The sequence below is a fragment of the Streptococcus infantis genome, from assembly GCF_047463655.1.
Taxonomy (GTDB): domain Bacteria; phylum Bacillota; class Bacilli; order Lactobacillales; family Streptococcaceae; genus Streptococcus; species Streptococcus infantis_Z.
In genome coordinates, this window is record NZ_JASHDM010000001.1 from 193,510 (window position 1) to 207,135 (window position 13,626).

13 protein-coding genes and 2 pseudogenes are annotated in these 13,626 nt (G+C 39.2%); 14 read left to right on the forward strand and 1 reads right to left on the reverse strand.

What is annotated here, in order from left to right; genetic code table 11:
• Positions 1-51: 51 nt before the first annotated feature.
• A complete protein-coding gene (gene serB / locus QM877_RS00950; protein WP_414317280.1) occupies positions 52-693 on the forward strand; it encodes a phosphoserine phosphatase SerB in 642 nt (213 codons plus the stop codon).
• A gap of 16 nt (positions 694-709) precedes the next feature.
• Positions 710-1,825: a glycerate kinase gene (locus tag QM877_RS00955; RefSeq protein WP_414317281.1), complete on the forward strand. Its 1,116-nt coding sequence runs from the start codon at positions 710-712 to the stop codon at positions 1,823-1,825.
• On the opposite strand, the gene QM877_RS00960 is transcribed toward QM877_RS00955, so the two are convergent.
• Positions 1,822-2,268: a DUF1694 domain-containing protein gene (locus QM877_RS00960; RefSeq protein ID WP_248034364.1), complete on the reverse strand. Its 447-nt coding sequence runs from the start codon at positions 2,266-2,268 to the stop codon at positions 1,822-1,824. The two genes, QM877_RS00955 and QM877_RS00960, sit on opposite strands and share 4 nt — an antisense overlap.
• A gap of 164 nt (positions 2,269-2,432) precedes the next feature.
• Between QM877_RS00960 and eno the strand changes: the two genes are divergently transcribed.
• The 12 genes and pseudogenes from eno to QM877_RS01020 form a co-directional block, all read left to right on the forward strand.
• Complete coding sequence (gene eno / locus QM877_RS00965) at positions 2,433-3,737, forward strand: surface-displayed alpha-enolase (protein ID WP_000022825.1); 1,305 nt, start codon at positions 2,433-2,435, stop codon at positions 3,735-3,737.
• 260 nt (positions 3,738-3,997) lie between these two features.
• Positions 3,998-5,338 carry an exodeoxyribonuclease VII large subunit gene (gene xseA, locus QM877_RS00970; RefSeq protein ID WP_414317282.1) on the forward strand — a complete coding sequence of 447 codons (1,341 nt, stop codon included), beginning with the start codon at positions 3,998-4,000 and terminating at the stop codon, positions 5,336-5,338.
• Positions 5,316-5,528 (forward strand): exodeoxyribonuclease VII small subunit, encoded by a 213-nt coding sequence (locus tag QM877_RS00975; RefSeq protein WP_000043228.1) that lies wholly within the window; start codon positions 5,316-5,318, stop codon positions 5,526-5,528. The genes xseA and QM877_RS00975 overlap by 23 nt, the downstream gene beginning before the upstream one ends.
• The gene (locus QM877_RS00980) at positions 5,525-6,400 is read left to right on the forward strand and encodes a polyprenyl synthetase family protein (RefSeq protein WP_414317283.1); all 876 of its coding nucleotides are present in this window, start codon (positions 5,525-5,527) and stop codon (positions 6,398-6,400) included. Before QM877_RS00975 ends, QM877_RS00980 begins: the two co-directional genes overlap by 4 nt.
• Positions 6,393-7,208: a TlyA family RNA methyltransferase gene (locus QM877_RS00985; protein WP_414317284.1), complete on the forward strand. Its 816-nt coding sequence runs from the start codon at positions 6,393-6,395 to the stop codon at positions 7,206-7,208. The genes QM877_RS00980 and QM877_RS00985 overlap by 8 nt, the downstream gene beginning before the upstream one ends.
• Positions 7,201-7,632: an arginine repressor gene (locus tag QM877_RS00990; protein WP_414273604.1), complete on the forward strand. Its 432-nt coding sequence runs from the start codon at positions 7,201-7,203 to the stop codon at positions 7,630-7,632. The genes QM877_RS00985 and QM877_RS00990 overlap by 8 nt, the downstream gene beginning before the upstream one ends.
• A 6-nt stretch (positions 7,633-7,638) precedes the next feature.
• Positions 7,639-9,306 (forward strand): DNA repair protein RecN, encoded by a 1,668-nt coding sequence (recN, locus tag QM877_RS00995; RefSeq protein ID WP_414317285.1) that lies wholly within the window; start codon positions 7,639-7,641, stop codon positions 9,304-9,306.
• Positions 9,307-10,035: a metallophosphoesterase family protein gene (locus tag QM877_RS01000; protein ID WP_414317286.1), complete on the forward strand. Its 729-nt coding sequence runs from the start codon at positions 9,307-9,309 to the stop codon at positions 10,033-10,035. It begins immediately after the preceding gene.
• Between the two features lie 78 nt (positions 10,036-10,113).
• Positions 10,114-11,937: a translation elongation factor 4 gene (gene lepA, locus QM877_RS01005; RefSeq protein WP_414317287.1), complete on the forward strand. Its 1,824-nt coding sequence runs from the start codon at positions 10,114-10,116 to the stop codon at positions 11,935-11,937.
• Between the two features lie 299 nt (positions 11,938-12,236).
• Positions 12,237-12,454, forward strand: a pseudogene (locus QM877_RS01010) (hypothetical protein); the annotation flags it as partial.
• 184 nt (positions 12,455-12,638) lie between these two features.
• Complete coding sequence (locus tag QM877_RS01015) at positions 12,639-12,836, forward strand: hypothetical protein (protein WP_414317288.1); 198 nt, start codon at positions 12,639-12,641, stop codon at positions 12,834-12,836.
• A gap of 213 nt (positions 12,837-13,049) precedes the next feature.
• Positions 13,050-13,505, forward strand: a pseudogene (locus QM877_RS01020) (hypothetical protein); the annotation flags it as partial.
• Positions 13,506-13,626: the final 121 nt, after the last annotated feature.

The window sequence follows — 13,626 nt, forward strand, 5'->3', positions numbered from 1 at the left end:
CGTATGATACCTTCATACGATTTTTTGAGATTATGAAAGTAAGGCAATTATATGAAAAAAATTAAAGGACTCTGTGTACTGGATGTAGATGGGACACTGATAGAAGAGGAAGTTATTGATTTGTTGGGGAAAGAAGCAGAATGTGAAAATGAAGTAGCCCTACTGACTGCCCAAGCTATGAGGGGAGAACTAGATTTTGAAGAAAGCCTGAGAAAACGTGTTTCTTTATTACAAGGACTATCTGTAGATACTTTTGATAAGATTTATCATGAATTACACCTTAGTAAAAATGCTGCGCAATTTATTAACACTCTGCAAAAAAATCAGATAGAAGTGGGTTTAGTTTCGGGTGGATTTACACCTGTGGTTGAAAGAATAGCAAAAGATTTAGGGATTTCATTATTTTCTGCTAATCAACTGGAAATCAGAGATGGTCATTTAACTGGAAGTCTTGTTGGTCCTATTATAAGCAGAGAAGTTAAAAAAGAAACCCTAGTAAGATGGGCTGATGAATTAAAAGTACCTATCGAAAGGACGATTGCTATTGGAGATGGAGCTAATGATTTAGCAATGTTGAAGAGAGCTGGAATCGGCATTGGCTTCTGTGCCAAAGAAATCGTGAAAGAGGAAATTCCCCTTCAAATTGAAGATAGAGATTTAACAAAAGTATTGAATCTGATAGATTTCCTTTGATTAGAAAGATGAGTGTATGAAAATTGTTATCGCGCCTGACTCTTTTAAGGAGAGTCTCTCTGCTAACCAAGTGGCTGAAGCTATAAAACGCGGCTTTAAAAAAGCTCTACCTGAATCGAAATGTTTGCTCTTACCTGTTGGCGATGGAGGGGAAGGAACAGTGGATGCCATTAAAAATTCACTTGGTCTTGTAGAAAAAACTGCTTTAGTGACAGGTCCCTTTGGAGATGAGGTTCAAATGACTTATGTTCAAAAAGGAGAACTTGCTCTTTTCGAGGTGGCTGATTTAGTTGGGCTTGCTAAAATTCCTATTGAAAAACGAAATCCACTGAAGATTCAAACAAAGGGGATTGGTCAACTGATCCTATATTTAATCGAACAAGGAATGAAAGAGATCTATATAGGAGTTGGTGGGACATCCAGTAACGATGGTGGTATTGGAATTGCCTCAGGACTCGGGTATCAGCTTTATGATGAAAGCGGGATGGAACTTGAGGCTTGTGGCCAGTCCATATTTGAAATTAGTAAGATTTTGGACAAAAGTGTCGTTACCATGCCTGCTGATGTGCGTATCAAAATCTTAGCAGATGTGACCAATCTACTCTGTGGAACTCACGGTGCTACCTATACATTTGGAAAGCAAAAAGGGTTGGAACCAGCTAAATTCCAAGACGTTGATATTGCTATTGAAAACTTTTACCGCAAAGTTGCACCTGAAATGTTAAAATTGGATGGTGCTGGAGCAGGTGGTGGCATTGCGGCTGGTTTGTGTGCCTTTGCAGGAGCAGAGATTGTATCTGGTATTCAAACCTGTTTAGATTTAATAAACTTCGATGAACAGGTTGCAGATGCAGATCTAGTTATTGTCGGTGAAGGTAGGTTAGATTCTCAAAGTTTATCTGGTAAGGCTCCAATCGGAGTAGCAAAAAGAACACCAAATGGTGTTCCAGTTATTGCTATTTGTGGGAGTCTGTCAGAGGATTTACCGCCCTTGCCATATGAAAATCTCGTTGCTGCCTTTTCAATACTAGAAAAAAGCGAACCGCTTGAGGATAGTCTAAAAAATGCAGCTATCTATTTAGAAGATACAGCTGCAAACATTGGTCAAATTTTAGCTTTGAAGAAAAATTAACCAAACCACTTTTTCCAAAGAGAAGTAGGAGCTTTTTTCATCTCTTTTTCCTGCCATAAGTCTGAAAAGGCCTTTCTGAGGTCTTTTTCACTTGTTTGAACAGGGGCATCGCTATGGATAACTAGGCCAAAAGGAGAAGAGTTATGATCTTCAGAAACGATGGTCGCTTGGCAGTCAGCATCTTTGGATTGTTTTAGATAAAAAACTTGTTTATCAAACTCTACCTGAGGAGAAATTTTGACAAATAGAGGTTGAGTCTCTTTTTTAAAGGTTTCTATAATTGTTAAAAATCCATTTTTAAATTTATCATCATCAGCTGTTTCAAGGTCCGCGTAGCCAAGGACACGTTCCTCAAATGTTCCGAGAAAACGTCTTTGTTCATCAGGATTTAGTTTAAGACCACCATTGGCCTTTTCTAGGATTTGTTTAGATAGATCAGTCATAAAAATAGTATATCATAAAATAAAGGAGAAAACAGATGAAAGAAAGCGATTACTTTATAAACTTAAGGAAAATTTGCACAAAGATAACGTTTTTCCTTGAAAAAGGTGTCTTTTTAAGGTATCATAGAGGTGTAAAAAATTTAACTCAATAAGGAGAGTAAAAAATGTCAATTATTACTGATGTTTACGCTCGCGAAGTCCTAGACTCACGCGGTAACCCAACACTTGAAGTAGAAGTTTACACTGAATCAGGTGCTTTCGGACGTGGTATGGTTCCATCTGGAGCTTCTACTGGTGAACACGAAGCAGTTGAACTTCGTGATGGTGACAAATCTCGTTACGGTGGTCTTGGTACACAAAAAGCTGTTGACAACGTAAACAACATCATCGCTGAAGCAATCATCGGCTACGATGTACGTGACCAACAAGCTATCGACCGTGCTATGATCGCACTTGACGGAACTCCTAACAAAGGTAAATTGGGTGCTAACGCAATCCTTGGTGTGTCTATCGCTGTAGCTCGTGCTGCTGCTGACTACCTTGAAATCCCACTTTACAGCTACCTTGGTGGATTCAACACTAAAGTTCTTCCAACTCCTATGATGAACATCATCAACGGTGGATCTCACTCAGATGCTCCAATCGCTTTCCAAGAATTCATGATCGTACCTGCTGGTGCACCAACATTCAAAGAAGCTCTTCGTTGGGGTGCTGAAATCTTCCACGCTCTTAAGAAAATCCTTAAATCTCGTGGTCTTGAAACAGCCGTAGGTGACGAAGGTGGATTCGCTCCTCGTTTCGAAGGAACTGAAGACGGTGTTGAAACTATCCTTGCTGCTATCGAAGCTGCTGGTTATGTTCCAGGTAAAGACGTATTTATCGGATTTGACTGTGCATCATCAGAATTCTACGATAAAGAACGTAAAGTTTACGACTACACTAAATTCGAAGGTGAAGGAGCAGCTGTTCGTACTTCTGCAGAACAAATCGACTACCTTGAAGAATTGGTAAACAAATACCCAATCATCACTATCGAAGATGGTATGGACGAAAACGACTGGGATGGATGGAAAGCTCTTACTGAACGTCTTGGTGGTAAAGTTCAATTGGTTGGTGACGACTTCTTCGTAACAAACACTGCTTACCTTGAAAGAGGTATCGCTGAAGGCGCTGCTAACTCAATCCTTATCAAAGTTAACCAAATCGGTACTCTTACTGAAACATTCGACGCTATCGAAATGGCTAAAGAAGCTGGTTACACTGCCGTTGTATCACACCGTTCAGGTGAAACTGAAGATTCAACAATCGCTGACATCGCAGTTGCAACTAACGCAGGACAAATCAAGACTGGTTCACTTTCACGTACTGACCGTATCGCTAAATACAACCAATTGCTTCGTATCGAAGATCAACTTGGTGAAGTAGCTGAATACCGTGGATTGAAATCATTCTACAACCTTAAAAAATAAAATAGTTCAGTGAACTATTTTATCCCGAACCTTGAAACTCAAAAGTTCGGCTCTTGATTAAACAAGATTTAAGCCCCTCGGATTTTATCCGAAGGGCTTTTTTTCTGTTCAGGGGGCAAAAAAGGGGCAAAAATATTAAGAAATTAATTCACACATAAATTCCCTGTATTTTCACTATTCTAGGTGGAAATACAAGATTTTTAAACGTTTTTTTGGTATAATAATACCCAGGAAAAACTAGAGAAAAGAAGGAGGTAGAGATGGAAAAGTATTTATCGGTTACGACTTTGACCAAGTATTTAAAAATGAAATTCGATAAAGACCCCTACTTGGAACGGGTATATTTAACTGGTCAAGTCTCTAACTTCCGTAAGCGTCCAACCCATCAGTATTTTTCTCTTAAGGATGATCGTGCAGTTATTCAGGCAACCATTTGGTCAGGTATTTATCAGAAACTAGGTTTTGATTTGAAAGAAGGGATGAAGATCAATGTAGTTGGTCGTGTTCAAGTCTATGAGCCAAGTGGAAGCTATTCGATTATTATTGAAAAAGCTGAACCAGATGGTGTTGGTGCCTTGGCTATCCAATTTGAACAGCTTAAGAAGAAACTGGCGGAAGAAGGTTTATTTCAAGAGCGATTTAAACAATCTTTACCACAATTTTCAAAAAAAATAGGTGTGGTGACTAGCCGTAGCGGAGCTGTTATTCAGGATATTATTACGACAGTTAGCAGACGCTTCCCTGGTGTGGAAATTGTCTTATATCCTACTAAAGTTCAAGGTGAGGGTGCTGCAGAGGAAATTGCTCGTAATATAACTCGAGCCAATGAACGCGATGACTTAGATGTTCTGATTATCGGCCGTGGGGGAGGCTCCATTGAAGATCTTTGGGCCTTTAACGAAGAAATTGTAGTTCGAGCAATTTTTGAATCTCGTTTACCGATTATTTCGAGTGTAGGTCATGAAACAGATGTCACCTTGGCTGATTTTGTTGCTGACAAGAGAGCGGCAACGCCGACAGCTGCTGCTGAACTCGCTACACCAGTAACTAAGTTAGATCTTTTGACCTATCTTCAGAATCAAGAAAAACGCATGACTACAGCGGTTAAGCATACCTTGTCAAAGAAACAAGAAACTTTGAGAATCCTCAGTCAATCGGTCATCTTCAGACAACCAGAGCGTTTATATGACGGCTATCTACAACGCTTAGATCAGTTACAGCTGCGACTGAAGCAAGGACTGAATGCTGAATTGGTTCGAAATCAACAAAAGGTGCAAGAACAAGTCCACCGTTTGGAACAATTATCACCAACCATCAAGATTCAGCGTTATCAGGATCGTATCCAGCAATTAAAGAAACTGCTGCGTAGCCAGATGGCTGTGACCTATGATGCAAAAGTAGCAGAAGTAAAACGCCTATCAGAAGCTCTCCTTATGCTAGATACTAGTCGAATTGTAGCCAGAGGTTATGCAATTGTCAAAAAAGGAGAAGTCGTAGTCGCTTCTGCGAAAGATTTGAAAGAAAATGACCAAGTATCACTGTTGATGCGGGACGGTCAAGTAGAATTAGAGGTAAGAGATGTCAAAACAAAAGAAATTTGAGGAAAATCTAGCAGAACTTGAAACGATTGTTCAAAGCTTAGAGAATGGTGAAATTGCTTTGGAAGATGCTATTTCGGCTTTTCAAAAGGGAATGCTCTTGTCAAAAGAATTGCAAGCTACTCTTGACAAAGCCGAAAAGACCTTGGTCAAGGTTATGCAAGAAGATGGAACAGAAAGTGAACTGGTATGAACAAGCAGGAAAAACTAGCTTTGGTCGAGTCAGCTCTTGAAGACTTTTATGGGGACCAACAATTTGCGTCCAGTTTAAGAGAATCTATTCTCTATTCCGTCCATGCTGGTGGTAAACGGATTCGTCCATATTTACTTTTAGAAGTTTTGGACTCCTTACAAGTGCCTATCACTCAGGAACATGCTCAAGTTGCAGCGGCACTAGAAATGATTCATACAGGAAGTTTGATCCATGATGATCTTCCTGCTATGGATAATGATGATTTTCGTCGGGGGCGTTTGACCAACCATAAGGTGTATGGTGAAGCTCTAGCTATTTTAGCAGGGGATGCACTTTTTTTGGATCCCTATGCTTTAATTGCTAAAGCTGATTTGCCGAGTCAAACAAAGGTTGATTTAATAGCTAATTTATCAATTGCTTCTGGAAGTATGGGAATGGTGGCTGGTCAAGTTTTGGATATGGAAGGCGAAGGAAAACACTTGAATTTAGAGGAACTTCAGACTATCCATGCTAATAAGACTGGTAAACTTTTAGCCTTTCCTTTCCAAGCGGCTGGTATCATTGCTGGATTGGATGAAAAACTTCAGAAGCAGCTTAAAAAAGTTGGCGAGTTGATTGGGCTTGCTTTCCAAGTGAGAGATGATGTGCTTGATGTTACCGCTAGCTTTGAGGAAATCGGCAAAACACCCCAGAAAGATTTGCAAGCCGAGAAGTCAACCTATCCTGCATTGTTGGGATTAGACCAGGCGATAGCGTTTTGCAATCAAACCTTGGATCAAGCTAATGCGAAACTTGAAGAGATTAGCCAGGTTGTGATCTTTGACAAAGAACCAATTGTGAAAATAGTAGAAAGTTTGAGAATCAATGGCTAAGGAAAGAGTAGATGTATTAGCTTACAAACAAGGTTTATTTGAAACGAGAGAACAAGCCAAACGAGGTGTTATGGCTGGTTTGGTAGTCGCTGTTATAAATGGCGAACGATTTGATAAACCAGGAGAAAAAATTCCTGACGATACAGAGTTGAAACTCAAGGGCGAGAAACTTAAGTATGTCAGTCGTGGTGGCTTGAAACTTGAGAAGGCGCTAGATATTTTTGATCTATCAGTTGAGGGACAAACGACCATTGATATCGGAGCTTCAACTGGAGGTTTTACGGATGTCATGTTGCAAAATGGTGCTAAACAAGTTTTTGCAGTTGATGTTGGTACTAACCAACTGGCATGGAAATTACGCCAAGACCCTCGTGTTGTCAGTATGGAGCAGTTTAATTTCCGTTATGCTGAAAAGACCGACTTTAATCAGGAACCAAGTTTCGCAAGTATCGATGTCAGTTTTATTTCCCTAGGCCTTATTTTGCCAGCCTTACACCGTGTTTTAGCCGATCAAGGTCAGGTTGTGGCTCTAGTTAAGCCTCAATTTGAGGCTGGTCGAGAACAGATTGGTAAAAATGGAATTATCAGAGATGCCAAGGTTCACCAAAATGTTTTAGAATCAGTTACTAAAATGGCAGTTGATGAAGGATTTTCAGTCTTAGGATTGGACTATTCTCCTATTCAAGGTGGTCATGGGAATATCGAGTTTTTAGCCTATTTGCGAAAAGAAGATCACGCAATCAATCAGGTTACTTCTGAAATAGAAAAAATAGTGGAGAAAGCACATAGAGAATTTAAAGATGAATAAAAAAGAGCGACTTGAGAAGATTAGAAGATTTGTTACAGATTATCAAATCGGCACACAGGAAGAAATCGTTGAACACTTGAGAGAAGCTGGTATCTCTGCTACTCAAGCAACAGTCTCCCGAGATATTAAAGAATTAGGTATTGTAAAAATTCCATTGAAAGACAATACTTACATTTATGAATTACCAAAATCAATCGTTAGAAGCTTGCAATTGACAGAAAACAATATTGTTCATGCTGAACGAATGGGATATATGATCAATTTGCAAGTCATTCCAGGAAATACTGTTTTCGTTAAGAGTCAGTTGATGGCTGTTTTTTCTGACCAAATTTTTAGCTGTATTGCTGATGATAATTCCATCTTGATGGTATTGAGAAGTGAAGAAACAGCCAAAGATATTTTTGAGCAAGTTAAAAATTGGTAGGATTATATGTTACTGGAAATTTCGATTAAAAATTTTGCTATCATCGAATCAATTTCTTTGAACTTTGAACAAGGGATGACAGTTTTAACTGGTGAAACAGGTGCGGGTAAATCAATCATTATTGATGCTATGAATATGATGTTAGGAGCTCGAGCTACAACAGAAGTTATTCGTCATGGGGCTCCAAAAGCAGAAATTGAAGGTCTTTTTTCAATTGAAAGTAATCGCGCGCTAGAAGAAATTTTTGATGAACAAGGATTAGAATTGAGTGATGAAATCATTATTCGTCGCGAAATTTTACAAAACGGCCGTAGCATCAGTCGTGTCAATGGACAGATGGTTAATCTTTCAGTATTAAGGACAATTGGTCAACAGCTAGTTGATATCCATGGTCAACATGACCAAGAGGAGTTAATGCGTCCACATCGACATATCCAGATGTTGGATGAGTTTGGAGATACTTCTTTCTTTGAATTAAAAGAAGCATATCAGGCTAGCTTTGACAACTATCGTCGTATGCGCAAGCAAGTGCTTGACATCAAAAAAAATCAGCAAGAACACAAGGCGCGAATTGAGATGTTGGAATTTCAGATGGCTGAGATTGAAGCAGCTAATTTGAAAGCTGGTGAAGATGTTACTCTCAATCAAGAAAGAGACAAACTACTGAACCATAAACATATTGCCGATACTTTAACAAATGCTTATAGTATGCTTGATAATGAAGAATTTTCAAGCCTTGCAAATGTTCGTTCGGCCATGAATGATATGGAAAGTCTTGAAGAGTTCGATCCAGAGTATCGTGAGATTTCAAGCTCCCTTTCTGAATCCTATTATGTTCTAGAAGATATAACCAAGCGATTGGAATCCATTATCGATGATTTAGATTTTGATGGTAATCGTCTGATGCAGGTTGAAAGTCGACTAGATTTGATTCATACCATTACCCGTAAGTATGGTAGTAGTGTAGATGATGTCCTTGAATACTTTGCCAAGATTACAGACGAATACAATCTTCTAACAGGAAATAATCTATCTTCTGAAGATATGGAAATCGAACTCAAGAAACTTGAAAAAAATCTTGTGGACCTAGCAGGTCAAGTTGCTCAGGCTCGCCATAAAATAGCGCAGGACTTAGAAGCTGAAATCAAGCAAGAATTGCAAGACCTTTACATGGAGAAAGCACAATTTCAAGTTCGTTTTAGTCAAGGAAAATTCAGTCGTGAAGGTAATGAGAGTGTTGAGTTTTACATTTCAACCAATCCTGGAGAAGATTTTAAACCTTTAGTAAAAGTAGCTTCTGGTGGAGAGTTGTCTCGTCTCATGCTAGCCATTAAGTCTGCCTTTTCTCGAAAAGAAGGCAAGACTAGCATTGTCTTTGATGAAGTAGATACGGGAGTTTCAGGTCGTGTAGCTCAAGCCATCGCACAAAAAATTCACAAAATTGGACAGCACGGTCAAGTATTAGCTATTTCTCACCTTCCTCAAGTTATTGCGATTGCAGATTATCAGTTCTTCATCGAAAAGATTAGCAATGAATATTCGACCGTTTCAACAGTTCGCTTGCTGACAGTTGAAGAAAGAATTGAAGAAGTCGCTAAGATGTTGGCTGGGGAGAATGTGACGGAAGCAGCATTGAATCAAGCGAGAGAATTATTACAAAGTAAGGAGAAATAAATGACAGACTATTATGTAATTGGTGATGTCCACGGAAAAGCTGGAATGCTGGAAGACTTACTTAAAACATGGGATGGCAAGACTCAATTACTCTTTCTTGGAGATTTGATTGATAGAGGAGAAGATAGCCGCCGTGTTCTTGAAATAGTTAAGGATTTAGTGGACAATCAAGGAGCTATCTGCTTATCTGGGAACCACGAGTATATGTTTTTAACTTGGTTAGATAATCCTGAAGAAAGTTATGACCACTATCGTCGAAATGGTGGGGATACAACCATTAATTCCATTTTAGGTCGTCCTCTAGATGCACCAGTAGATGGAGTAGCAGATGCTAAGCGTGTCGAGACTGAAGCAGCAAACTTAGTCGAATTTATTCGTCAAATGCCATTTGTGGTAGAGACAGACAAGTATATCTTTGTTCACGCAGGTATTGATTTGACCTTGGATGACTGGCATGAAACTACAGATTATAAAAAAGTCTGGCTTAGAAAACCATTCCACGAAGCAGAAAATCATACTGGAAAAATCATTGTCTTTGGCCATACACCGGTCTATGGTTTGTTAAAGCAAGAGCGTGGTACTGCTGAGCTTTGGACTACAGAAGATGGCAAGATTGGAATGGATGGAGGAGCTGTTTATGGTGGAGTCCTTCACGGGATTGTCTTTACAGACCAAGGGATGACAGAACACCACTTTATCGAAAATGACGGCTTTGTCGCTGAAGATTAGTACTCCTAGCAGGGTATGGTCTTGTCAAAATGTCAAAAACAATTTATAATAAATAAATACCCTGAAAGGAAGAGAATCATGAACTTAGAAGAATTGAAAAAACGACAGGAGAAGATCCGTAACTTCTCTATTATCGCCCATATTGACCATGGGAAGTCAACACTAGCAGACCGTATTTTAGAAGCGACTGAGACAGTTTCTAGTCGCGAAATGCAGGCTCAGCTTCTTGATAGTATGGACCTAGAGAGAGAACGTGGGATTACTATTAAACTTAATGCCATCGAGCTGAATTATACTGCAAAAGATGGCGAAACTTATATTTTCCATTTGATTGACACGCCGGGGCACGTGGACTTTACCTATGAAGTTTCACGTTCGCTAGCTGCCTGTGAGGGAGCGATTTTGGTAGTCGATGCTGCCCAAGGGATTGAGGCCCAAACCCTTGCCAACGTTTATCTGGCCTTGGACAATGATTTGGAAATCATGCCAGTCATTAATAAAATTGACCTGCCAGCAGCAGACCCTGAGCGCGTGCGTACGGAGATTGAGGATGTCATTGGACTGGATGCTAGTGAAGCGGTCTTAGCTTCAGCCAAGGCTGGTATTGGGATTGAAGAAATCCTCGAGCAAATCGTAGAAAAAGTGCCAGCGCCAACAGGTGATGTGACGGCGCCACTTAAGGCCTTGATTTTCGACTCTGTTTACGATGCCTACCGTGGTGTTATCCTCCAAGTGCGTGTCATGGATGGAGTGGTCAAACCTGGCGATAAGATTCAGCTTATGAGCAATGGTAAGACCTTTGATGTGACAGAAGTTGGTATTTTTACTCCGAAAGCAGTTGGTCGTGATTTTCTTGCGACTGGGGACGTTGGTTATATTGCGGCTTCTATCAAGACGGTTCAGGATACTCGTGTGGGTGATACAGTTACCTTGGCAACCAATCCTGCGGCAGAGCCCTTACATGGCTACAAGCAGATGAATCCTATGGTCTTTGCGGGTCTCTATCCAATTGAGTCAAACAAGTACAATGACCTACGTGAAGCCCTTGAAAAATTGCAACTGAATGATGCTAGTCTTCAGTTTGAACCAGAAACATCTCAGGCACTTGGATTTGGTTTCCGTTGTGGTTTCCTTGGACTTCTCCATATGGATGTAATCCAAGAACGTTTAGAGCGTGAGTTCAACATTGATTTGATCATGACTGCACCATCCGTTATATATAAGGTCAATCTGACAGACGGCGAGTCTATGGATGTGTCTAACCCATCTGAGTTCCCAGACCCAACTAAGATTGCGACCATTGAAGAGCCTTATGTTAAAGCGCAAATCATGGTACCACAGGAGTTCGTCGGAGCAGTAATGGAATTGGCTCAGCGTAAGCGTGGGGACTTTGTGACTATGGACTATATTGATGACAATCGTGTCAATGTTATCTATCAAATTCCACTGGCTGAAATCGTCTTCGACTTCTTTGATAAGCTTAAGTCTTCAACACGTGGTTATGCAAGTTTTGACTACGAATTATCAGAGTATCGTCCATCTAAGTTGGTTAAAATGGACATCCTCCTCAATGGAGATAAGGTAGATGCCCTCAGCTTCATCGTTCACAAGGACTTTGCTTATGAACGCGGAAAACTCATCGTTGATAAGCTCAAGAAAATCATTCCTCGTCAACAATTTGAGGTGCCAATCCAAGCAGCAATTGGACATAAGATTGTGGCTCGTACAGATATCAAGGCCCTTCGTAAGAACGTTCTTGCCAAGTGTTATGGTGGTGACGTTTCTCGTAAACGCAAACTCCTCGAAAAACAAAAAGCTGGTAAGAAACGCATGAAAGCCATCGGATCAGTAGAAGTTCCTCAAGAGGCCTTCCTCAGCGTCTTGAGTATGGATGAAGAATAGTTGAGATTTCAAGAAAAAATAAGATAAATATAAAATAATGATTTTTTAAGTGGCTGGGTAAAAAGTCAATTTTCTCCGAAAATGAAAAAAATATAACGCATAGTATCAAGGTTTTCAACACCTGATATTATGCGTTTTTCTGATTTTAAAGACTTTTTGCCCAGCCTCTTTTCTTAATGTTTGACAAACGCGCCAACCTCAAGTATAGCAGATTGAACTTAGAATAGTACACTACAAATTCTAAAACATTTTTAGAAATTGATTTGACTTTCCTAATCTCTTTGTTCATATCTTATTTCAATCAACTATATAAGTTTGGGAATAGACATTTCTGGTCGGAAGGTTATTATGTACTTAATGAAGCCACAATTAAGAAATATATTCAAGATTAAAGCAATTATACAGTGGATGATTTCTTCACGAGTATGAAAATTTGAGAACGAGTAAAGATGATATAGCACTAGATAAATTAAGTGTAAAAGAATATGAGGATCCCTTTAGGGAAAGTGGTAAGTAATACTCAAGCGTCTTTAAGAGGCAAGTGACGAGTCAAGAATGAAGCCAGCGTCTTTAGGCGCTGGCTGGTAATTTGGGCTTATAGCCCTAGTAAAAACCACCCGTTAGACAGGTGGTTATGTTTTTTTGATTTTTTTCAACTTTTATTATACAATAAAACCAAATAAAAAGAAAGCGGTAACAATATGCTTAATGCGAAAATTTTTTATATATTTTTATGTTTGATCGTTGTCGAAACTACAGGCTTGTTGTTGTTGAAAAACGGTCTTGAAAGAGGTTATTTAGATACAGGAGCTATCATCCTTGCAGTTTTTTCATTTGCTTTCTACAACCTATGTTCATTCGGTTGGGTCTACTTTACAATAAAAAACCATAAAAAATAAATAGACGTATTTTTAGTCAGAACCTCTCAAAAAACGCATTTTCTTGCATCTGCTCCGTAAATGTGTTATACGGATTCTGCGAAAAAGTGATAGTTTTCTAAGCCATGAGAAATGGAAAAGCCCCAGCAGTGCAAGTGCTGGGGCTTTATTTGCGTGGTTGCGAATCACGTCCGGACCAGTGGCACTTAATCATCGCCTTTCTTATCTAGCCAGACAGAAGAAACTCAAATAGTTGGATCTGATGATTATGGTTATGTAAAAATTCCTAAATCATGGGTTCATTTCAAAGAAATTGAAGGTGGAGGTGACATTTAGTACTGTGATGGGACGGATGTCAATATTGTAACTCTCAATACCTTTAAACCTTAGCAGTTTGGTATTAGTGAAAGTGAGTACGCAGCGCTAGAAACTGTTCAAATTTCAACGAGCATTTATGAATCTAAACAGAAAAGTCAAGACTTTTCCAAGGTATGGGGGTCAAAATCAACTATCGGTGGCTATGAGGCCTACGTAGTAAACTATATTGCTAAGAATGGTAAATATTTAATTATCTGGGTTTTTAAATCCGATGATGGTAAGTTTAGATATGTTTCTCTTGAAGGTGTTCCAGAAGTATTGAAAAATATCCTTCCTATGGTGGAAGAAAGTTGGACAAATAAAAAGAGTTAAAATCGTGAAAACAGGAGGCATTCCTGTTTTTTGTTTCACTTATCAAGAAATTTATAAAAAATATGTTTGAAATTAGAAAATGTTTAAAACGTAAACAAAAAAAATAAAAATCAAACAAAAT